Genomic DNA, 21,838 nt, shown 5'->3' on the forward strand with positions numbered 1-21,838 from the left:
CCGTCCATCCTGCGGCCGAGCGCCGTGCGAGCAACCCACGGGATTCCACCCCCAGCACCTGCAGTGATTGAGAGTGACGTGTCAGACGAGCGCAACACCGACGACCGCCGAGACGGCGAGCGGTACGACTTCCAGGCGATCCAGGAGAAGTGGCTTCCCGTCTGGGACGAGCTGAAGCCCTTCGCGGCAGGCGACCCTGCCGACAAACGTCCGCGCAAGTACGTGCTCGACATGTTCCCGTACCCCTCGGGCGACCTGCACATGGGTCACGCCGAGGCGTTCGGTTTCGGCGACATCGTCGCGCGGTACTGGCGTCACCAGGGCTTCAACGTCCTGCACCCGATCGGCTGGGACTCGTTCGGGCTCCCCGCCGAGAACGCGGCCATCCAGCGCGGTGTCGACCCGCGCGAGTGGACCTACGCGAACATCGCGCAGCAGAAGGCCAGCTTCCGTCAGTACGGCCCCTCGTTCGACTGGGACCGCGAGCTCCACACGAGCGACCCCGAGTACTACCGGTGGAACCAGTGGCTGTTCCTCCAGCTGTTCGAGAAGGGCCTCGCGTACCGCAAGGCGAGCCCCGTCAACTGGTGCCCGAACGACCAGACCGTGCTCGCGAACGAGCAGGTCGTCGACGGACACTGCGAGCGCTGCGGCGCCGAGGTGACGAAGAAGAAGCTCACCCAGTGGTACTTCCGCATCACCGACTACGCGGACCGCCTGATCGACGACCTCAACCAGCTCGAGGGCACTTGGCCGGCCAAGGTCCTCAGCATGCAGCGGAACTGGATCGGCCGATCCAACGGCGCGGACGTCTCGTTCTCCATCGAGGGTCGTGCCGAGCCGGTCTCCGTGTACACGACCCGACCCGACACGCTGTACGGCGTGACGTTCATGGTCGTGGCGCCCGACTCGGAGCTCGCAGCCGAGCTCGTCGCCGACACCTCCGACGAGGTCAAGGGACGCTTCCAGGCCTACCTCGACAGCGTCAAGGGTGAGAGTGAGATCGCGCGGCTCGCGACCGACCGACAGAAGACCGGCGTGTTCCTCGAGCGCTACGCGATCAACCCGCTGAGTGGCGAGCGCCTGCCGATCTGGGCGGCCGACTACGTCCTGGCCGACTACGGTCACGGGGCGATCATGGCGGTCCCCGCGCACGACCAGCGCGACCTCGACTTCGCGCGGGCGTTCGACCTGCCCGTGCGCGTCGTGGTGGACACCACCCAGCCCGTCACCGGTGCCATCCCGATCATCGTCGACGGTGAGCTGCCGGAGGACCTCCCGTCGATCGATCCAGCCAAGACGGGTGTCGCGCTGACGGGCGACGGTCGCCTGACGAACTCCGGCCCCTTCGACGGCCTGAGCAAGGCGAACGCGATCCCGAAGGTCACGGCTGCGCTCGCATCGAGCGGCCTCGGCGCGAAGACGAAGAACTACCGCCTTCGCGACTGGCTCATCTCGCGACAGCGCTACTGGGGCACGCCGATCCCGATCATCCACTGCGACGCCTGTGGCGAGGTACCGGTCCCCGAGGACCAGCTCCCCGTGCGGCTGCCGGATGCCGCGGGTCTCGACCTGCGTCCGAAGGGCATGAGCCCGCTCGCGGCGGCTGAGGACTGGATCAACGTGGACTGCCCGTCGTGCGGGAAGCCTGCGAAGCGCGACTCCGACACGATGGACACCTTCGTCGACAGCTCGTGGTACTTCCTCCGGTTCCTGAACCCGACCTCCGACGAGATCGCGTTCGACCCGAAGGAGGCCGACAAGTGGGCCCCGGTCGACCAGTACGTCGGCGGTGTCGAGCACGCGATCCTGCACCTGCTCTACTCACGGTTCATCACGAAGGTCCTGTTCGACCTCGGCAAGGTCGGCTTCACCGAGCCCTTCAGCGCGCTCCTCAACCAGGGCATGGTCATCCTCGACGGTTCGAAGATGAGCAAGAGCAAGGGCAACCTGGTGGAGTTCGCCCAGGAGCTGCGGTCGTATGGCGCCGACGCCCTGCGCGTCACGATGGCGTTCGCCGGTCCTCCGGAGGACGACATCGACTGGGCGGACGTCTCGCCTGCCGGGTCGGCCAAGTTCCTGGCACGCGCCTGGCGGGTCGCGCACGACGTCACCAGCTCGCCCGACGTCGCCTGGAAGGACGGCGACGAGAAGCTGCGGAAGGTCACGCATCACTTCCTCGCGGAGGCTCCCGGCCTCATCGAGGCGGGCAAGTTCAATGTCGTCGTGGCACGACTCATGGAGCTCGTCAACGCGACGCGGAAGACGATCGACGCCGGGCCCGGCGCGGGCGACCCCGCCGTACGCGAGTCCGCCGAGGTGACGGCCATGGCGCTCGACCTCTTCGCACCGTTCACCGCCGAGGACATGTGGGCCAAGCTCGGCTACCAGCCGTCGATCTCGCTGGTGCCGTGGCGGAAGGCCGACCGGTCGCTGCTGGTCGAGGACCAGGTGACCGCGGTGGTCCAGGTCGACGGCAAGGTCCGCGACCGGCTCGAGGTGTCGCCGAAGATCTCCGGCGAGGAGCTCGAGCAGCTCGCACGCGCGAGCGCGGCCGTGCAGCGTTCCGTGGGCGACCGCGAGATCGTCAACGTCGTCGTGCGCGCCCCACGCGTGGTGAGCATCGCCACGAAGGGTTGATGCGGTTCGGGGCGGGCCCTGTGGCCCGTCCCGAACACGCTCGGAGCGCTCGGGGACGACCATCCAGTCGGACCCCGTGTCCCATCCGACGGCAGGGGGTTCCCGGATCGCGTCCCGCCCGCTTGCCTGTGCTTCCTCGGTAGCATGACCGGGTGATCGCTCTCACCCCATCAGTACGAACGCTCCGCGTGTTCCAGATCCTGTGGGTGATCGGCTTCCTGATCGGAACGACCACGCACACCGCGGATCTGATCCTCGGCGGGTTGGACGTCTACGGCGGCTTCCCGCCCGGCGTCCGGCTGTTCTGGGTGACGCTCACGGTCTTGGACCCCATCACCGCTGTGCTGATCATCCTTCGACGGCGCGCCGGCATCGTGCTCGGAATCGCGGTGATCGTCGCCGACATCGCCGTGAACTGGACCGTCTTCGTTCTGCTCGGCGGACTCTCGTGGTTCGGCGTCATCAATCAGAGCCTGTTCGCGGTGCTCATCCTCGCCACGGCTCGCCCCCTGTGGATCTGGTTCGGGCGATCTTCGACACGGGAGCGGGACGTCGTCGCCAGCCGTCGATGAGTGGATCCGCTGTGGTCGGAGGCCGAGGGATTCGAGAAGTGGACGTCCTCGATCAGCGGTCGACATGCGCGGCAGATCCCTCGAGCGGGACGCGAACGCGCACGTCCTGCTCGCCCGGATCCCGCAACAGCTGGCGGAGACGCAGACGCGCGCGCTGGTATCGGCCACGGGCAGTCGACTCACGCACACCGACGATGCTTGCTGCCTCGATGACCGTGAACCCGTCCCACAGCACGAGTTTGATCAGTTCTGCTTGATTCCGAGGGAGCTCGGAGATAGCCGCCAGCACGGATTCGGTGGTGTCGTCCGTCTGCGTCGGCTGGAGCGTTTCGAGGTGTTCGCCCAGACGAGCGGTGAGTGCGTCCCTGCGATCAGAGCTGCGGCGGGCATTCGACGCCACCCGGCGTGCGACTCCGAAGAGCCACATCCGCGCCTGTACGGGGTCCGCTGGCATCCGATCGATGTGTCTCCATGCTGCGATGAAGGTCTCGCTCAGCGCATCGGCGGCGTCTGCCGGGGTCGTGACCCGTCGGCCGAGGAACGAGAGCACATCGGCCGCGTTGTCCTGGTGAAGTCTCTCGAGTCGTTCCTGGCGGGCGCGACGTTTCGCGTCGGTCACTGCGCATCCTCCGCGGTCTCGCCACAGTCGCCGGCGACGTCGATCGAGGTCCCAGTCCGCAGGAAGCCAGCCTTCTCGAATGCATCGAAGATCTTCGTCGCCATCAGGTTTCCGGCCACGGATTCCGGGGTTGCAGCTGGCGGCGGCGTGGTTCCATTTACCTCGGCGATCGTTGCCAGTTCCGTGCGTCGAGCTTGTTCGATGGCGAGCGCTGCGTCGATGTCTGCTGTGGTGATCGAAGCGACGACCCTGTCCCAGTCGTATTCGGTCAGGAAGACGCGGGCTTCTTGAGTGCGGCGATCGGCCTCAGCCGTGCTGATGTTCCGGTATTCGGGGACCACTCGCGCAACGAGCTGGCACACCGCGCCGTCCTCGCCGATGTCGAACGATCGTTGCACCGTGGCTTCGGGTGTCCAGCCGACCCAGTCGAGCACAGCCGGGGCCGCCGCCGCAGCGCTCACACCGACCGTGAAGAGTCCGGCGGTCACACCCAGGAGGCTGAGGTAGCGCTTGTATCGGGATCTCACACCGGAAGGTCGTGCTCGGGACGCAGCCTCCTGGGCTACGAAACGAGCGTACTCGGCGGCTTCCGCATCCTCTCCGAAAGCGCGCGGCGCGGATCGTTGTATCTGTGCGTCAAGATCATCCATGGAAACCCCCTCGAGTGAACACCGTCACTGATGACATGTCCGGCACCCATCGAGTCTTAACGCGTGCGGCACGAACTGCGCGCGTTGACGTTCAGCTGCTCGGCCGCCACGATGAATCGCTCCAGTAGTCTCCGCGCACGACCCAGACATCGTTGCCGAACTCCTCCGCCGACACGGTGATCGGCCTCGGATCCCACAGGGTGCCGTCCATCCGGCCACGATCGACGAGATAGATCTCCTCGAAGGCCACTCGGTCGGCGCCCGCTGGGGGTCGCACGGTGAAGAGTGACCAGCACCCGCCGTTCGCGCATTCGCTGCGCGCGCTCAGCAGCGCGGTGCCTTCCGGGAACCGCATTGCCTCTGCAGACGGGACTCCGGCGCCATCGATTCGTTCGACGTCCAGGATCATGAGCCGAAGCGGATACAGGTGCATGGAGACGTCCAGCACCAGCGCCGCGGCGATGAGGATCGCCGTCAGCCAAGCCTGTCGACGTGACTTCGCCTGCATGCTGCCCCCGTTTCACCGGCCCCCGCCGGAGACTCGACGGTAGCAGGGCTCTGCGCCGCGAGGTGGGGGCCGGGGCTGGACGTCAGGCCTCGATGCGCGTCTCAAACGCGCTCCACAGGGGCGGGCGCGGGGTGTTCGGTCCCGTGGCGACGGCGAGCGTGTGGTGCGGGGCGTCCGGGCTCGTAGCGTTCGAGGATGACCATCGAACCGGAACCCACGTCCCGCCCGGTGCCGTCCAGGCGTTCGTCGACGCGCCGTTTGCTCGGTGAGCTACCGCGCCCGGAGTTCCGTGCCGGGGCGGTTGTCGTGCTGGTGATCGCGGCCCTCGTCGTCGCCATCCTCGTCTCGCTGTTCACCTCAGGCGGGGCGGTCAGGACGATTGGTGGGGCGGAGCTGTCGGCTGACGCGAGCCCTGTGCCCGCCGCGACACCGGGATCGACCGCGCCCGCCGGCTCGGCGACGGGGGAGCTGTTCATCCATGTACTTGGAGCGGTCGCGGCCCCTGGTGTCTACCGGCTGCCGGACGGATCACGTGCGTTCGATGCGGTGGCGTCCGCCGGCGGCCTCCTGCCGGAAGCGGACACCAGTGCCGTGAACCTCGCGCGTTTCGTGAACGACGGCGAGCAACTGTACGTCCCTGTGGTCGGCGAGGTGCCACCTGGTGGAGGCGCGAACGGGTCGGCTGCCGGGAGTCCGTCCGGCTCGCAGCTCGTCAACGTGAACACGGCATCCGCGGCCGAACTCACCGCACTCCCGCGGATCGGGGAAGCCCTGGCTGCACGCATCGTCGCCTGGCGGGAGGCGAACGGCCCGTTCGCCACCCTCGACGACCTGAGCGCGGTCGAAGGCATCGGCGCGAAGACCCTCGAGGGGCTTCGCGCGGCGGCGACGGTGTGACCACAGACGCGGCCACCGGACCGACATCCGGGCGAGGTGAGAGCGCGATGCGGTTCCCGCGCCTGCTCATCCCGGCGGCGGTCACCTGGGTCGGTGCGGCCGTCTGCAGCGCGGCTCCAACGCTGGCCTGGGGTGGGGTACTGGTCGCGTTCCTCGTCGCCTCCGCCTGCCTCGGGTGCAGCACGGTCGTCCGGCGTCGCCTCGTGGAGCGTCGCGCCGGGGAGCGCCGGACAGGGTCTGTCGTCATCACGACACTCTTGCTCTGCGCGTGCGCCGCGGCGCTGTTCGGCATGGTCGCCGCGTCGATCGCCGCACGCGCGCCTGACCGGCAGCCGGAGGCTCTGCTCGAGCTCGGGAGCACGCCCGTGACCGCCGAGGTCGTGGTGACCGGCGACGCCGTGCCCACCGGTTCGGTCACGACTGCACCCACGGTTCGGTTCGCAGCCGACCTTGTGACGGTCTCGGACGACGGGGGAGCCCTGGAGGGACTCTCGGTCCCGGTCCTCGTCTTCGCGCCGGTGCCGGTGGATCGGGCGCCGATGATCGGCGAGCGCTGGCGCGTCGACGGCTCGCTCCGATGGAATGCACCGGGTGATGCGCGGGCAGCGCTGCTCTTCGCGCGGGAGGAACCCGAGCTGCTGGGGGAGCCGCCGGCGATCCTCGACTGGTCGGCGTCGCTCCGTTCCGGCCTCGTCGGCCTCGCGTCCACCTTGCCCGGCCCGGGTGGGGAACTGCTGCCCGGCCTCGCGATCGGCGATGTCAGCCAGGTGAGTGACGCGGTCACGGAGTCGATGCAGCGCAGTTCACTCTCGCATCTGACGGCCGTGTCCGGAGCGAACTGTGCGGTCATCGTGTGGCTCGTCAACACGGCGGTCGCGGCAGTCGGTGGTGGACGGAAGCTCAGGATCTCGTGCGCCCTGCTGTGCCTCGTCGCCTTCGTGGTCCTCGTGACGCCCCAACCGAGCGTGCAACGGGCGGCACTCATGGCTGCCTTCGTCCTGGTGCTGGGCGGCTTCGGGCGGCCGATCCGTGGCCTCGCCGCGCTGTCGTTGGCGGTGGTCGTGCTCCTCGTCGCCGACCCCTGGCTGGCCGGGCAGTACGGGTTCGGGCTCTCGGTGCTCGCGACCAGCGGTCTGCTGCTTCTGAGCGGACCCCTCACGGACTTGCTGGGTAGATGGCTGCCGCGAGGGATCGCGGCCCTCATCGCGATCCCGGCAGCCGCCCAGCTCGCCTGCCAGCCGATGCTCGTCCTCCTCGACCCCGCGATCCAGCTCGGCGGTGTCCCCGCGAACCTGCTCGCGGGCCCGGCCGCAGCGCCCGCGACCATGCTCGGGCTGCTCGCCTGCCTGCTGGTCCCGTTCGCACCACCACTCGCGCTGCTCGTCGCATGGCTCGGGTGGGTGCCCGCGACGTGGATCGCCGCAGTGGCCCGGTGGTTCGAGGGCGTCTCTGCCGCGAGGGTGCCGTGGCCGGAGGGGCCACTCGGCGTCGTGCTCGTCGCGGTGCCGACGGCCCTGATCGCCACGCTCCTGCTGTTCCGTCGGGATCTGCCCCCGCGGTGGTCGAGGACGATCGGGGTGGCGGTGGTCGTGTCGCTCGTTGCACTGTGCGGTCGGGCGGTCGGGGACGGACTCGGCCCGGCCCTGCATCGGCCGGGCGACTGGATCGTCGCCGCCTGCGACGTCGGTCAGGGCGACGCGGTCCTCCTGCGACAGGGCGGCGCCACCGCCCTGGTCGACGTCGGGCCCGACCCCGAACCGCTCCGCGCGTGCTTGGACGAACTCGGGGTCTCCCGCATCGAGCTGCTCGTCCTCACCCATTACGACCTCGATCACGTCGGAGGCCTCGACGCGGTCGTCGGCAGGGTCGACGAGGTGCTGCTCGGGCCGGTCGGCGACCCGGAGGACGAGCGCATCGCGCGAGTGCTCCGAGCGGGCGGTGCGGAGGTGCGACAGGCCGGCGCCGGGGACCAGGGGGTGCTGGGGGATCCGGAGAGCGCGGCGCCGTGGCGCGTCCTGTGGCCGGACCCCGCGGCAGGTGGCGTCGAACCGGGGAACGACTCGAGCGTGGTGGTCCGGTTCGACCTCCTCGCCGCATCGGTGCTGCTGCTCGGCGACCTCGGTGAGGAAGCACAGGACCGGCTGCTCGGACGGCACGCGCTCGGGGACGCGGTCGACATCGTCAAGGTGTCGCATCACGGTTCCGCCGATCAGAGCGACCGCCTGGCGCGCCGGGTGGGCGCGACGGTGGCGCTCGTCTCCGTCGGGGCCGACAACGGCTACGGGCATCCGACGCGCTCAGCGCTCGAGCTCTACGAGGCCACCGGGGCCGAGGTCCTCCGCACGGACGAGTCTGGGACCATCGTCCTCGGCCCGGACGACGGCGGCGGGTTCCGCGTGTGGTCGGAGCGCGGCGGGTGAGCCGCCGACCGCCCCGCTTGGCGTCGGCGGTCGCCGGTAGACTCGGACGGTCGAGAGGAGCCGCTGTGGCTGCACCACGTTCCGCCGGTCGCGGCAAGGCCAAGACGGCGGCCAAAGCCTCGGCGGCGATCCCGCAGCTCGGCTGGTCGGAGATCCGCCCGGCGCCGATCGTGTTGGTGACCGGCACGGAGTCCTTCCTCGCCGACCGGGCGATCCGCCGGCTGCGCGACTTCCTCGTCTCCGAAGACCCCTCGCTCGAGGTCAACGACGTCGCCGCCGACAGCTACGCCCCTGGGGAGCTGCTCACGGTCGCGAGCCCGTCGCTCTTCGGCGAGCCCCGGCTCGTCCGCGTCAGCCAGGTCGAGAAGTGTTCCGACCAGTTCCTCACCGAAGCCATCCGGTATCTCGAAGCACCGCCGGAGGGCGCCTACCTCGTGCTGCGGCACAACGGAGGCGTGCGCGGCAAGAAGCTGCTCGACGCCATCCGCTCAGGCGCCGGTGGCGGTGTCGAGATCGTCTGCACCGAACTCAAGCGGGACAGCGACAAGGCCGACTTCGCTGCGGCGGAGTTCAAGACGGCGGGTCGTCGCATCACGCCCCAGGCGCTCCGGGCGCTCGTCGGCGCCTTCTCCGACGACCTCGCCGAGCTCGCAGCCGCGTGCAGTCAGCTCATGGCCGACGCGTCGGAGGAGATCACCGAGCAGACGGTCAACAAGTACTACGGCGGTCGACTCGAGACGAGCGCGTTCGACGTCGCCGACGCCGCGATCGCCGGACGACACGGGGAAGCACTGCTCGCCCTGCGGCAGGCGCTCGACTCCGGTGCCGACCCCGTACCGATCGTCGCCGCGTTCGCGATGAAGATCCGCACGATGGCCAAGGTGTCGTCGGCGCGTGGCGGGTCCGGGCAGATCGCCCAGCAGTTCGGCCTCGCACCGTGGCAGGTCGACCGCGCCCGTCGGGACCTGTCCGGCTGGACGGACGCCGGCATCGGCCGCGTGGTGCAGATGCTCGCCGAGACCGACGCCGGCGTGAAGGGCGCGAGCCGCGACCCGGTGTTCGCGCTCGAGCGGCTCGTCGGTGTCATCGCGGCACGCGGGGTCGATTTGTCGGAGCGGTAGCCTGCCGAGCGGGCCGTGGCGGCGGGCGGGATGCCCTTCGACAAGCTCAGGGACCGGTTGTGTGCTCAGGGACCGGTTGTGTGCTCAGGGACCGATTGTGTGCTCAGGGACCGGTGTGCTCCGGGAACGCGAAAGGCCCCGCACGTTCCGAGGAACGCCGGGGCCTTGCAGCTGGCGTCGCTTAGAGCGCGTTGACCTGCTTGGCGATGGCCGACTTGCGGTTCGCTGCCTGGTTCTCGTGGATGACGCCCTTGCTCACGGCCTTGTCGAGCTTCTTCGAGGCGAGCTTGAGCGCGGACTCAGCCTGAGCCTTGTCGCCGGCGACGACGGCCTCACGGGTTGCGCGGATGGCGGTCTTCAGCTGGCTCTTGACGGCCTTGTTGCGCTCGTTGGCCTTCTTGTTGGTGCCGATGCGCTTGATCTGCGACTTGATGTTTGCCACGTTGGGTCAACTTTCGGTTCGAGGAAATGATGTTCGGTGCCGTCGGACGGAAGAGGGCGTCTTCAAGCGAGTTCTCGTGTGGTCTCAACTCACACGCAAGCCAACAGGCAACATTACCAGTCGGGCTGAGTTCTGGCAATCCAGGGTACCGCAGCGCGGGTGCTCCCCGCCGTGGGACAATGAGGGTTGCCCGATTCCACCCCTGACCCCGAGGAACGCGTGAGCCCCCAAGCAGTGAAGGCCCTCGAGCCGGCATCGACCGACCCGGCGTTCATCCGGAACTTCTGCATCATCGCCCACATCGACCACGGCAAGTCGACCCTGGCGGACCGCATGTTGCAGATCACCGGCGTCGTCTCGGACCGCGACATGCGGGCGCAGTACCTCGACCGCATGGACATCGAGCGCGAGCGCGGCATCACCATCAAGAGCCAGGCCGTGCGCATGCCGTGGTCGCTCAACGGCGAGACCTTCGCGCTCAACATGATCGACACCCCCGGGCACGTCGACTTCACCTACGAGGTCTCGCGGTCGCTCGCCGCGTGCGAGGGTGCGATCCTCCTCGTCGACGCCGCACAGGGTATCGAGGCGCAGACACTCGCGAACCTCTATCTCGCCCTCGAGAACGACCTCGAGATCATCCCGGTGCTCAACAAGATCGACCTCCCGGCGGCAGACCCCGACAAGTACGCGAAGGAGCTCGCGAGCCTCATCGGCGGCAAGCCCGAAGACGTCCTGCGGGTGTCCGGCAAGACCGGCATGGGTGTCGAGGACCTCCTCGACCGCGTCGTCGGCCGCATCCCGAACCCCGTGGGCGACCCGGACGCACCCACGCGCGCCATGATCTTCGACTCCGTCTACGACACCTACCGCGGCGTCGTCACCTACGTCCGCATGATCGACGGCCAGCTGAGTCCGCGTGAGCGCATCCAGATGATGTCGACGCGCGCGGTGCACGACCTCCTCGAGATCGGCGTCAGTTCGCCCGAGCCGACGCCAACGAAGGGCCTCGGCGTCGGTGAGGTGGGCTACCTCATCACCGGTGTGAAAGACGTCCGGCAGTCGAAGGTCGGCGACACCGTCACGACCGCGGTAAAACCGGCGACCGACGCCCTCCCGGGCTACACCGACCCGAAGCCGATGGTCTTCTCCGGTCTGTACCCCATCGACGGCAGCGACTACCCGATCCTCCGCGACGCGCTCGACAAGCTGAAGCTCTCCGACGCTTCGCTCAACTACGAGCCGGAGACCTCCGTCGCCCTCGGCTTCGGGTTCCGCGTCGGCTTCCTCGGCCTCCTGCACCTCGAGATCGTGACCGAGCGGTTGCAGCGCGAGTTCGACCTCGACCTCATCGCCACGGCACCGTCGGTCACCTACGAGGTGAAGACGGAGGACAAGCAGGTCGTCACCGTCACGAACCCGAGCGAGTTCCCCTCCGGGAAGATCCTCGAGGTGTCGGAGCCGATGGTCAAGGTGGGCATCCTCGCCCCCAAGGATTACGTCGGCACCATCATGGAGCTCTGCCAGAGCCGCCGCGGCGCCCTGCTCGGCATGGAGTACCTCGGCGAGGACCGCGTCGAACTGCGGTACACGATGCCGCTCGGTGAGATCGTGTTCGACTTCTTCGACCACCTGAAGAGCCGCACGCAGGGGTACGCATCGCTCGACTACGAGCCCTCCGGCCAGCAGGCCGCGGATCTCGTGAAGGTCGACATCCTCCTGCAGGGCGACCAGGTCGACGCGTTCAGCGCCATCGTCCACCGCGAGAAGGCGTACGCCTACGGTGTGCTCATGACCGAGCGGCTGAAGAAGCTCATCCCGCGCCAGCAGTTCGAGGTGCCGATCCAGGCCGCCATCGGTGCGCGGATCATCGCCCGCGAGTCGGTCCGTGCCATGCGCAAGGACGTCCTGGCCAAGTGCTACGGCGGTGACATCACCCGCAAGCGCAAGCTCCTCGAGAAGCAGAAGGAGGGCAAGAAGCGGATGAAGATGGTCGGCAAGGTCGAGGTGCCTCAGGAGGCGTTCATCGCAGCGCTCTCCGGGGACGTGGAGACGAAGGACAAGAAGTGAACGCACGACGCAGTTCGTTCGAGGATGAGGCGGTCGACTACGCGGCCGTCGGCGCCACCCAGCGGACCGACCTCATGCAGTACCCGCCGGAGGGCTACGTGCCGTCGGAGGACGAATTCCGCCTCGGGAGCGGTGAGGAGCGGTTCGCCCTCGCGAGCAGCGCCCTCCTCACCTGGGGACTGCACCGCTCGAGCGGCGTGGAGATCTCCGAGGTGCACCCCGGCACGGGCGTGCAGTACGGCGGCATCGCCTTCGCCGAGGACGGTACGCCGCTGGAACCCATCGAGACGCACCAAGAGCAGCGCTTCGCCGAGGACGGCACGCCGTTCATCACGCCGGGCACGACGGTCGTCTTCGCCGGCACCGTCGGCGGGGAACCGCTCGTCGGGCCGCATCGCGTCATCTCCGTCACCGAGGAGCCGGGTCACGTGAGCCTGGCCATCGGCACGATGGAGGGCGATCCGGAGAGCGGTGAGCAGTCCTTCACGATCGAGCAGCGCGAGGACGACTCCGTCTGGATCGTCGTGCGCTCGTTCTTCCGCCCGACGAAGGGTGCCGCGAAGCTCGTCGGCTCCAAGCGCCGCCGCAAGACCATGAACGACGCCTACCTCCGCGCACTCCTGCCGTCGCGCGGCGTCTGAGCGACGGACCGTGCCGAGCGCCCTCCCACTCGCCGATCCGGCCCCGTCCGACGGACTCCTCCCGGAGACGGCGGCCGTCGGTGCCCACGAACGCAACTTCGGGGTCTACCTGCACGTCCCGTTCTGCCGGGTCAGATGCGGCTACTGCGACTTCAACACCTACACGGCGACCGAGCTCCGAGGCGCGAAGCAATCGGACTACGCCGACGAGGCGGTCGCGGAACTCCGCTTCGGCAAGTCCGTCCTGGCGTCGTCGACCGTCCCCGACCGACCGGTATCGACCGTGTTCTTCGGTGGCGGGACACCGACCCTCCTTCCCGCTGACGACCTGGTCCGGATGCTCCGCGGCGTGACGGACAACTTCGACCTCGCGCTCGGCGCCGAAGTGACGACCGAGGCGAACCCCGACTCCGTCGACGCCGCCTATCTCCGCACGCTCGCCGAAGCCGGATTCACCCGGGTGTCCTTCGGGATGCAGTCCGCGGTGCCGAGTGTGCTCGCCACCCTCGAGCGCACGCACGATCCGGCTCGGGTGCCGCTCGTCGTGCAGTGGGCCCGCGAGGCCGGCCTCGGCGTCAGCCTGGACCTCATCTACGGGACGCCGGGGGAGACCCTGGCCGACTGGCGCGTCTCACTCGAGACGGCGATCGCCTGCGCTCCGGACCACGTGTCGGCCTATTCGCTCATCGTCGAACCCGGGACGAAACTCGCGCGCCAGATCCGCTCGGGCGTGGTGGGGACCCCCGACGAAGACCTGCAGGCCGACATGTACGAGCTCGCCGACGATCTCCTTACCGAGGCCGGCTACGGCTGGTACGAGGTCAGCAACTGGGCGACCGACGACACGCACCGCTCCCGGCACAACCTCTCCTACTGGACCGGCGAGGACTGGTGGGGTGTCGGCCCGGGCTCGCACAGTCACGTCGGCGGGGTGCGCTGGTGGAACGTCAAGCACCCGGCGGCCTACGCCCAGCGGATCGCGGCGGGGGAGTCGCCGGCCGCCGGCCGGGAGACCCTGGACGACGAGACGCGGGAACTCGAACGCATCCTGCTGCTCACCCGCACGCGGGACGGCATCCCGATCCGGACGCTCGCCCCCGAGGCTCGCACGGCGGTGGCCGGGCTCATCGCCGAGGAACTGGTCGACGCACGGCAGGCCTTGCTCGGACGGCTGGAGCTCACGCGCCGCGGACGGCTCCTCGCCGACGCGGTCGTCCGCCGTCTGGTCGGCGACTGACCCTGCCCGAGGCGCAGAACAGCCCCGCCCGGCGGACCGGACGGGGCTGTTCTCTTGCGACTCGACGGATCAGGCCTTGATGAACTGGATCGTGAGCGGGTAGCTGTACAGCTCGCCCTTGTTCGCCTTGATCGCGGCGATGATGCTGAACACGATCACGACGACGTACACGGCGATGATGATGAACAGACCCACGACGACGATCGTCAGGATCGAGCCGACCACCAGCGCGATCAGCATCGTCAGCTGGAAGTTCAGCGCGGTGAGCGTGTGCGCCTTGATGAACGGGCCGCGGTCCTTGAGGACCAGGTAGCCGATCAGCGGCGGGATGAATCCGAAGAAGATCCCACCGATGTGGATGAGCGTCGACCAGAGCTTCTCGTCCGACGGGCTCATGGGCTGAGCGGCGGCGTACGGCTGCTGGTACTGCGGGGCGCCTGCGGGCGGCGGCGGGTAGGAGCCTGCAGCGGGCGGCGGCGGCGCGTAGCCACCGGCGGGCGGGGGCGGGTAGGCGCCTGCGGGCGGCTGCTGCGGAGCTGCGGGAGGGGGCGTCGCGCCGTCTCCTGCAGGCGGAACCGACCCGCCCTTCGCTGGGTCGACGGGCGGCTGAGCGTTCGGATCGGACATCTTCGCACCTTTCACGGAGAGTGATATTCAATTGGTCCAGCTGAGCGTATCGCACCAGGTGTTGCTCATCAGGGACCCACGCCTGCGGCCAACGGTATTCCCGCGGCACAGGGCCGCGCAAGGGACGGCTGCGCGGAGGCCACGATATGATTGGCAGTCAGGGTCTTCGAGTGCTGATGGTCGGTGCTCCGAGGTGGATGACGGGAGGAGATCGAGATGGTGTCGGATCGCGGTCTCGAAGTGCTCCGCGTCATCGTGCAGGACTACGTCGCCTCGCGTGAGCCCGTCGGTTCCAAGACGATCGTCGACCGCCACTCCTTCGGGGTCTCCGCAGCCACCATCCGCAACGACATGGCGCAGCTCGAGGACGAAGAGCTCATCGCCGCTCCCCACACCTCTTCCGGCCGGGTGCCGACCGACAAGGGCTACCGGATGTTCGTCGACCACCTGGCCGACCGCCGTCCGCTCAACAACGCCCAACGGACGGCGATCGAGACCTTCCTCGGCGCGTCCGGCGACCTCGATGAGGTCCTGCACCGCACGGTGCGGCTGCTGTCGCAGCTGACGAACCAGGTCGCGCTCGTCCAGTACCCGATGTTCTCCCGGGCACGTGTTCGGCATCTCGAATTGGTGAGCGTCACCCCGAACCGTGTGCTCGCGGTCATCATCCTCGACAACGGCCGCGTCGAGCAGCGGCTCATCGAGACCGAGAGCCCGGTCGACGACGACCTCATCTCGCGGCTCCGCTCGCTGTGCAACGAGGCGGTCGCGGGCCGTCCACTCCTCGACGCCCACGACGCGATCGGCGACGTCCCCGCCGACATCGCCGACCTCGACCGCGCGGCCGCCGTCCGCATCGTCGACGCGGTGCGCGAGCAGCTGTCGGCGCAGCGCCAGGACCGCCTCGTCATGGCCGGCGCCGCCAACCTCGCCCGCACCGAGGACGACTTCCCCGGCAGCATCTATCCGGTCCTGGACGCCATCGAGCAGCAGGTCGTGCTGCTCCGGCTCTTCGGTGAGATGGAGTCCGAGCGCGACAGCGTGGTCGCCAGCATCGGGCGGGAGAACGCGTCGTTCGGCCTCGAGACCACGAGTGTCCTCGCCGGGAACTACCGTTCCTCTGGTGGCGAAATCGCCCGGCTCGGCGTCCTCGGCCCCACGAGAATGGACTACGCGAGCAACATGGCTGCGGTCCGCGCCGTCGCCAGGTACCTCTCGCGCATCCTCGACGCCGAGTGACGCATCCTCGTCGCGTCCCCCAACACCTTCCGCACCTCGAACGAAAGGCCCTCAGTGGCTGACTACCCCGACCACTACGCAGCACTCGGTGTCGCCAAGGAGGCGACGCCCGAAGAGATCAAGAAGGCGTACCGCCGCCTCGCACGCGAACTGCACCCCGACGTGAACCCGGGTTCCGACGCCTCGGAACGGTTCAAGGAGGTCACGCACGCCTACGACGTGCTGAGCGACCCCAAGCAACGCCAGCAGTACGACCTCGGTCCGCAGGCGGGTGGGTTCGGTGGCGGCGACGCCGGGTTCGGCGGCTTCGGCGACATCTTCGACACCTTCTTCGGCGGGGGCGGCCAGCAGCGCGGACCCAAGTCCCGTCGCGCACGCGGGGAGGACGCCCTGTTGCGCGTCGAGCTCGACCTCGACGAGGTCATCTTCGGCACCCACCGCGACCTCGAGGTCGACACCGCCGTGCTCTGCAGCACCTGCAACGGCTCCTGCTGCCAGCCCGGCACCTCACCGGTGACCTGCGACATCTGTCACGGCACCGGCTCCATCCAGCGGGCCGTCCGCTCGCTGCTCGGCAACGTCATGACCTCGGCGCCCTGCGGCACCTGCCGCGGCTACGGCACGATCATCGCGACCCCGTGCGTCACCTGCCAGGGTCAGGGTCGGCTCCGTGCTCGCCGCACCGTCTCGGTCGACATCCCGGCCGGTGTCGACACCGGTCTGCGTCTGCAGATGCCGGGGAGCGGCGAGGTGGGCCCGGCCGGCGGCCCGAACGGCGACCTCTACCTCGAGATGAAGGTCAAGCACCACGACGTCTTCAGCCGCGACGGCGACGACCTGTTGTGCACGCTCGAAGTCCCGATGACCGACGCCATCCTCGGCCGCCAGGTCACCGTCCACGCGCTCGACGGCGACGTCGAGGTCGAGCTGCGACCGGGCGTGCAGAGCTCGGAGGTCATCACGGTCAAGGACCGCGGCGTCACCCGCCTCCGCGGGAACAGCCGGGGCGACCTCAAGATAGGCGTCCAGGTCGTCACCCCGACGAAGCTCGACCACCGCGAACGCGAGCTGATCAAGAGCTTCGCCTCGGGACGACGCCAGGGTGCTCCGGCGCTCGCGCAGTTCCAGCAGGGCCTGTTCGCGAAGATCCGCGACCGCTTCCACGGCGTCGGTTGAGATGAGTTCGCTGTACCTCCGCGAGGATCTCGAATCGACCGGTGTCGGCGACTCGGTGACCCTCCGCGGGCCCGAGGCGAAGCACGCCGTCGCCGTGAGCAGGCTGCGGGTCGGCGAGACCACCTCGATCGGCAACGGCCGGGGCCTGATCGCGACCGGACCGGTCGTGCGAAGCGAGCCGGGCGAGTTGGAGATCCGCGTCGAATCGGTCGTGGTGCACCCGGAGAACCGTCCCGGGCTCGTCCTCGTGCAGGCGCTGGCTAAGGGCGATCGCGACGAACTCGCCATCCAGGCGGCGACCGAGCTGGGTGTCGACCGCATCGTCCCCTGGAGCGCCGAGCGCAGCATCTCCAGGTGGCAGGGCGACAAAGCGGTCAAGGGCCGTGCGCGCTGGCAGCTCATCGTGCGCGAGGCGTCGAAGCAGTCGATCCGCGCCCGGGTGCCCGAGGTGGCCGAGGTCGTCGACACCCGAGGACTCTCGGCGATCGTCGCCGGCCGGACCGTCCTCGTGCTCGAACCCAGCGCGGCACTCGCGCTCTCGGAGCTCGACCCGTCGGCACTGCTCGCCGAGGAACTCGTCCTCGTCGTCGGTCCGGAGGGCGGCATCTCGCCGGCGGAGCGAGAGCGGCTCGAAGCGGCCGGCGCGATCGAGGTCCGGATCGGCTCCGGCGTCCTGCGCACCTCGACGGCAGGGCCTGCGGCGATCGCCGCGCTCAACGTGTTGCTCGGTCGGTGGTGACGATCCACCAGCCCGCGCATGAGGCCGCCACGAACCTTAGACTGGTGGACATGAGTGAAGCACCGTCGGTATTCAGCCGCATCGTGTCGGGGGAGATCCCGACGACCCTCCTCGCCGAGACCGATCGGGTGATCGCGTTCGCCGACATCGCACCGCAGGCGCCCGTGCACCTCCTCGTCGTCCCGAAGACCGCCGAGTACCGCGACGTCGTGGAGTTGGCCGCTGGCGACCCTTCCTTGCTCGCTGAGATGGTCGAGGTGGCGTCGTCGCTTGCGAAGGAGCACACGGGTGGCGAGTTCCGACTCGTCTTCAACACCGGCGAGTCCGCCGGGCAGACGGTCTTCCACGTGCACGCGCATGTCCTCGGCGGTTCCCTGCAGGAGGGCACCCTTGGCGGAGCCTGAGTCCTCGAACCCAGACCGACCCGCCGCTGCGCGGACGGATGAGGTCGAGCACGTCCTCCTGGTGGACGGGCTCGCCATGGTCCGTCTCCTCGGCCCACAGGACCGCCTCCTGACGACCGTCGAGCGTGAACACCCCGGTGTCTCGGTGCACGTGCGCGGCAATGAGATCACCATCACCGGCCCGGCGCCGCAGGCCGACGCCGCCAGACGACTCGTAGAGGAACTCATCACCATGGTCCGAGAAGGACACGACCCGGGGCCGGCGGAGGTCAGCACCTCCGCCCGCATGCTCGGGCAGGACGGCTCGGCCTCCCCGTCGGAGGTGCTCGGGCAGGTCATCCTCACCTCGCGTGGCAAGACGATCAAGGCGAAGACCGTCGGGCAGCGGGCGTACGTGGACGCGATCGACGAGAACACGATCGTGTTCGGCATCGGCCCCGCTGGTACCGGCAAGACGTACCTCGCGATGGCGAAGGCGGTGCAGGCTCTGCAGCGCAAGGAGGTCAACCGGATCATCCTGACGCGCCCGGCCGTCGAGGCCGGCGAGCGACTCGGGTACCTCCCGGGCACGTTGACGGACAAGATCGACCCGTATCTGCGTCCGCTCTACGACGCGCTCAACGAGATGATGGACCCGGAGATCGTCCCGAAGCTCCTCGCGGCCGGGACGATCGAGGTCGCACCGCTCGCCTACATGCGTGGCCGGACCCTCAACGACTCGTTCATCGTCCTCGACGAGGCGCAGAACACCACGCCCGAGCAGATGAAGATGTTCCTCACCCGGCTCGGGTTCGGGTCCAAGATCGTCGTGACCGGCGACGTCACGCAGATCGACCTGCCCACCGGTGCGTCCGGCTTGCGGCTCGTCACCCGCGTGCTCAAGGACGTCGACGACATCCACTTCGCCCACCTCACGAGCGAGGACGTCGTCCGCCACACCCTCGTCGGTCGGATCGTCGACGCCTACGGCGAGTACGACGCCGTCCGACAGGCGCAGCGGTTCGAGCGCGAGCAGGCCGCCGAGTTCGCCAACCGTGCCGAGCGTCGCGGCGCAGCCAGAGACCACCAGCCGAAGCGAGGACGCTCATGACCATCGAGATCAACAACGAGTCCGGTGTCGCCGTCGACGAATCGCGCATCCTCGCCCTGGCGTCGTTCGCGCTCGACGCGATGCACGTGAGCCCCGATGCCGAACTCGCCATCGTGCTGGTCGACGAGGGCGCAATGGAGCAGTTGCACGTCCAGTGGATGGACGAGCCGGGACCGACCGACGTCCTGAGCTTCCCGATGGACGAGCTCCGTCCCGGCACCGAGGAGAACCCGACGCCGCCCGGGTTGCTCGGCGACATCGTGCTCTGCCCGCAGGTCGCCGAGACGCAGGCCGCCGCCGCGAAGCACTCGACGATGGACGAACTCCAGCTCCTGACCTGCCACGGTGTGCTCCACCTGCTCGGGTACGACCACGCGGAGCCCGACGAGGAGAAGGAGATGTTCGGTATCCAGCGGGACATCCTCCTCGCCTTCGCGCTCCAGGAGAGACGACGCACCAGCTGATGTCTCTCGTCGCCGTCTTCGTCATCGTCGCGTTCCTGCTCGTCGCGTTCGCGGGTCTCATGGCCGCAGCCGACGCCGCGATCGGCGTCCAGTCGGGCGCGGACATCCTCGACCTGGCAGAGGGCGCCCGCTCGGGATCCGCGCTCCGCGCCATCGCAGCCGATCCGGGTGCGCACGTCAACGCGATCAACTTCATCCGGATCCTGGCCGAGACCACGGCCGCCGTCCTCGTCACCCTCGCACTGGCCTCGTCGATCGACGAGTTGTGGGTCGTCCTCGTCCTCGCGGTCGTCATCATGACCGGGACCTCCTTCGTGCTCGTCGGCGCGAGCCCCCGAGGCGTCGGGCGGACCCACGCGAGCGCAGTGCTGCGCTTCAGCGCTCCCGCCATCCGCGCCGCACGCGTGGTCCTCGGCCCGGTCGCGAACGTCCTCGTCTCCCTGGGCAACCGGGTGACCCCGGGGCTGCCCCGTTCGGTCTCCTTCACCTCGGAGGAGCAACTGCTGAGCATGGTCGACGAGGCCGCGGCGCACTCGGTCCTCGAGGAGGACGACCGCGAGCTCATCCACTCGATCTTCGAGTTCAACGAGACGCTCGTCCGCGAGGTGATGATCCCGCGCACCGACCTCGTGAGTCTGCAGCGCGATCTCAGCGTCCGCGAGGCGCTCGAGGTGTTCCTGGAGACGGGGATCTCGAGGGCGCCCGTCAGCGACGGCGACATCGACGACCTGGTCGGCATCCTGTACCTGAAGGACCTGGTGCGGGCGATGTTCGGTGGCGACGGCGTCACCGAGGTGGGCTCGATCGAGCCGCTCCTGCGGCCGGCGAGCTTCGTACCCGAGTCCAAGAAGGCCGATTCGCTCCTGCAGCAGATGCAGAAGGAGTCCAACCACATCGCGATGGTCGTCGACGAGTACGGCGGCATCTCCGGTCTCGTCACCCTCGAGGACCTCATCGAGGAACTCGTCGGCGACATCTCCGACGAGTACGACACCGACACCCCCGAGATCACCGATCTGCACGACGGACGGTTCCGGGTCGATGCGCGTCTCCCGGTCGACGAGCTGGGGGAGTTGTTCGGCCTCGAACTCGACGACGACGACGTCGACTCCGTCGGCGGGCTCCTCGCGAAGGCCCTCGGTCGGCTGCCCGTCGTCGGATCGACGGTGTCGACCAACGGCCTCGAACTCACCGCCGAGCGCGTCGAGGGGCGGCGGGGACGCATCCTCACCGTCATCGCCCAGCGCGACGACCAGCTGCAGGACGCCCAGCAGGCGTCCACCGACCACCGGGAGCACCCATGAACGACACCACCCCTCCGTCCGACTTCCGAGCGGGGTTCGTGTCCTTCGTCGGGCGTCCGAACGTCGGCAAGTCCACGCTGACCAACGCCCTCGTCGGTGAGAAGGTCGCGATCACGAGCTCGAAGCCGCAGACCACGCGTCGCGCGATCCGCGGGGTCGTGCACCGCGACCACGGCCAGCTCATCGTCGTCGACACCCCCGGCATCCACCGCCCGCGCACCCTGCTCGGCCAGCGGCTGAACGACCTCGTGCAGTCCACCCTCTCCGACGTCGACGTCATCGGGTTCTGCATCCCCGCCAACGAGAAGCTCGGTCCCGGCGACCGCTTCATCAACGAGTCGCTCGACGGCTTCCCGCGCGCCAAGAAGGTGGCGATCGTCACGAAGACCGACACCGCCAGCCGGACGACGATCGCCGAGCAGTTGCTCGCGATCTCGGAGCTCCGGGACTGGGACGCGGTCATCCCGCTGTCCGCGGTGACCGACGACCAGCTCGACATCCTCGTCACCGAGGTGACGAAGCTCATGCCGCTCTCGGAACGCCTCTACCCGACCGAGGCCACCACCGACGAGACCGTCGTCGACCGCGTGTCCGAGCTCATCCGTGAAGCCGCGCTCGAGGGTGTCCAGGACGAGCTGCCCCACTCGCTCGCCGTGACCATCGACGACATGATCCCGCGAGAGGGGACCGACCTGCTCGACATCTACGCGAACGTGTTCGTGGAGCGCGACAGCCAGAAGGCGATCATCATCGGGAAGGGCGGCTCCAGGCTCCGCGACGTCGGGGCCCGGGCGCGCGCCGGGATCGAGCCACTCGTCGGATCAAGGGTCTTCCTGTCCATCCGCGTCAAGGTCGCGAAAGACTGGCAGCGCGACCCGAAACTGCTCGGTCGCCTGGGATTCTGACCCGGATCCACTCGACCGTCGGCGATGTGCACCCGCGCGGATCCGAGTGGGAGTCCTCCGTTACCTGAACGTG

21 protein-coding genes are annotated in these 21,838 nt (G+C 68.8%); 16 read left to right on the forward strand and 5 right to left on the reverse strand.

Going from position 1 to position 21,838, the window contains the following annotated elements; genetic code table 11:
- Positions 1-78 precede the first annotated feature (78 nt).
- Positions 79-2,640: a leucine--tRNA ligase gene (gene leuS / locus IFR14_RS09895; protein ID WP_191940938.1), complete on the forward strand. Its 2,562-nt coding sequence runs from the start codon at positions 79-81 to the stop codon at positions 2,638-2,640.
- Positions 2,641-2,792: 152 nt separating this feature from the next.
- On the forward strand, positions 2,793-3,212 hold the full coding sequence (locus IFR14_RS09900) for a hypothetical protein (RefSeq protein ID WP_191940939.1): 420 nt from the start codon (positions 2,793-2,795) through the stop codon (positions 3,210-3,212).
- Positions 3,213-3,264: 52 nt separating this feature from the next.
- Here the strand turns inward: IFR14_RS09900 and IFR14_RS09905 are convergent, their stop codons facing one another.
- From IFR14_RS09905 to IFR14_RS09915, 3 genes are all read right to left on the reverse strand, one after another.
- Positions 3,265-3,831 carry a sigma-70 family RNA polymerase sigma factor gene (locus IFR14_RS09905; protein WP_191940940.1) on the reverse strand — a complete coding sequence of 189 codons (567 nt, stop codon included), beginning with the start codon at positions 3,829-3,831 and terminating at the stop codon, positions 3,265-3,267.
- Positions 3,828-4,319 carry a hypothetical protein gene (locus IFR14_RS09910; protein ID WP_191940941.1) on the reverse strand — a complete coding sequence of 164 codons (492 nt, stop codon included), beginning with the start codon at positions 4,317-4,319 and terminating at the stop codon, positions 3,828-3,830. The genes IFR14_RS09905 and IFR14_RS09910 overlap by 4 nt, the downstream gene beginning before the upstream one ends.
- 253 nt (positions 4,320-4,572) lie before the next feature.
- Complete coding sequence (locus IFR14_RS09915; protein ID WP_191940942.1) at positions 4,573-4,890, reverse strand: hypothetical protein; 318 nt, start codon at positions 4,888-4,890, stop codon at positions 4,573-4,575.
- Positions 4,891-5,184: 294 nt separating this feature from the next.
- Here IFR14_RS09915 and IFR14_RS09920 point away from each other — a divergent pair, with 294 nt between their 5' ends.
- From IFR14_RS09920 to holA, 3 genes are all read left to right on the forward strand, one after another.
- Positions 5,185-5,886 carry a helix-hairpin-helix domain-containing protein gene (locus IFR14_RS09920; protein WP_191940943.1) on the forward strand — a complete coding sequence of 234 codons (702 nt, stop codon included), beginning with the start codon at positions 5,185-5,187 and terminating at the stop codon, positions 5,884-5,886.
- A 47-nt stretch (positions 5,887-5,933) separates the two neighbouring features.
- On the forward strand, positions 5,934-8,306 hold the full coding sequence (locus IFR14_RS09925; RefSeq protein WP_191940944.1) for a ComEC/Rec2 family competence protein: 2,373 nt from the start codon (positions 5,934-5,936) through the stop codon (positions 8,304-8,306).
- A 65-nt stretch (positions 8,307-8,371) separates the two neighbouring features.
- On the forward strand, positions 8,372-9,427 hold the full coding sequence (gene holA, locus IFR14_RS09930) for a DNA polymerase III subunit delta (protein ID WP_191940945.1): 1,056 nt from the start codon (positions 8,372-8,374) through the stop codon (positions 9,425-9,427).
- Positions 9,428-9,608: 181 nt separating this feature from the next.
- On the opposite strand, the gene rpsT is transcribed toward holA, so the two are convergent.
- Positions 9,609-9,869, reverse strand: coding sequence for a 30S ribosomal protein S20 (gene rpsT, locus IFR14_RS09935; RefSeq protein ID WP_064295571.1), 261 nt, complete (start codon positions 9,867-9,869; stop codon positions 9,609-9,611).
- Positions 9,870-10,088: 219 nt separating this feature from the next.
- Between rpsT and lepA the strand changes: the two genes are divergently transcribed.
- Genes lepA through hemW form a run of 3 tightly spaced genes read left to right on the forward strand, consistent with a single transcriptional unit; the run spans position 10,089 to position 13,817 of the window.
- Positions 10,089-11,939 (forward strand): translation elongation factor 4, encoded by a 1,851-nt coding sequence (gene lepA, locus IFR14_RS09940; protein WP_191940946.1) that lies wholly within the window; start codon positions 10,089-10,091, stop codon positions 11,937-11,939.
- Positions 11,936-12,580: a DUF1990 family protein gene (locus tag IFR14_RS09945; protein WP_229938518.1), complete on the forward strand. Its 645-nt coding sequence runs from the start codon at positions 11,936-11,938 to the stop codon at positions 12,578-12,580. Before lepA ends, IFR14_RS09945 begins: the two co-directional genes overlap by 4 nt.
- A gap of 10 nt (positions 12,581-12,590) precedes the next feature.
- Complete coding sequence (hemW, locus tag IFR14_RS09950) at positions 12,591-13,817, forward strand: radical SAM family heme chaperone HemW (RefSeq protein ID WP_191940947.1); 1,227 nt, start codon at positions 12,591-12,593, stop codon at positions 13,815-13,817.
- Between the two features lie 69 nt (positions 13,818-13,886).
- On the opposite strand, the gene IFR14_RS20885 is transcribed toward hemW, so the two are convergent.
- A complete protein-coding gene (locus IFR14_RS20885; protein ID WP_234993956.1) occupies positions 13,887-14,444 on the reverse strand; it encodes a DUF4870 domain-containing protein in 558 nt (185 codons plus the stop codon).
- 216 nt (positions 14,445-14,660) lie between these two features.
- Here IFR14_RS20885 and hrcA point away from each other — a divergent pair, with 216 nt between their 5' ends.
- From hrcA to era, 8 genes are all read left to right on the forward strand, one after another.
- Positions 14,661-15,683: a heat-inducible transcriptional repressor HrcA gene (gene hrcA / locus IFR14_RS09960; RefSeq protein WP_085510717.1), complete on the forward strand. Its 1,023-nt coding sequence runs from the start codon at positions 14,661-14,663 to the stop codon at positions 15,681-15,683.
- Positions 15,684-15,737: 54 nt separating this feature from the next.
- A complete protein-coding gene (dnaJ, locus tag IFR14_RS09965) occupies positions 15,738-16,859 on the forward strand; it encodes a molecular chaperone DnaJ (protein WP_064293629.1) in 1,122 nt (373 codons plus the stop codon).
- 1 nt (position 16,860) lies between these two features.
- On the forward strand, positions 16,861-17,598 hold the full coding sequence (locus IFR14_RS09970; protein WP_191940948.1) for a 16S rRNA (uracil(1498)-N(3))-methyltransferase: 738 nt from the start codon (positions 16,861-16,863) through the stop codon (positions 17,596-17,598).
- Positions 17,599-17,648: 50 nt separating this feature from the next.
- The gene (locus IFR14_RS09975; RefSeq protein WP_064293856.1) at positions 17,649-18,002 is read left to right on the forward strand and encodes an HIT domain-containing protein; all 354 of its coding nucleotides are present in this window, start codon (positions 17,649-17,651) and stop codon (positions 18,000-18,002) included.
- A 76-nt stretch (positions 18,003-18,078) separates the two neighbouring features.
- A complete protein-coding gene (locus IFR14_RS09980) occupies positions 18,079-19,092 on the forward strand; it encodes a PhoH family protein (RefSeq protein ID WP_228498304.1) in 1,014 nt (337 codons plus the stop codon).
- Positions 19,089-19,556, forward strand: coding sequence for an rRNA maturation RNase YbeY (ybeY, locus tag IFR14_RS09985; protein ID WP_079705750.1), 468 nt, complete (start codon positions 19,089-19,091; stop codon positions 19,554-19,556). The genes IFR14_RS09980 and ybeY overlap by 4 nt, the downstream gene beginning before the upstream one ends.
- Positions 19,556-20,860 carry a hemolysin family protein gene (locus IFR14_RS09990; RefSeq protein ID WP_191940950.1) on the forward strand — a complete coding sequence of 435 codons (1,305 nt, stop codon included), beginning with the start codon at positions 19,556-19,558 and terminating at the stop codon, positions 20,858-20,860. Before ybeY ends, IFR14_RS09990 begins: the two co-directional genes overlap by 1 nt.
- Positions 20,857-21,765 (forward strand): GTPase Era, encoded by a 909-nt coding sequence (era, locus tag IFR14_RS09995; protein WP_086473479.1) that lies wholly within the window; start codon positions 20,857-20,859, stop codon positions 21,763-21,765. Before IFR14_RS09990 ends, era begins: the two co-directional genes overlap by 4 nt.
- The last annotated feature ends 73 nt before the right edge of the window (positions 21,766-21,838 follow it).

The organism is Plantibacter sp. CFBP 8775, assembly GCF_014839505.1.
Lineage (GTDB): Bacteria > Actinomycetota > Actinomycetes > Actinomycetales > Microbacteriaceae > Plantibacter > Plantibacter auratus.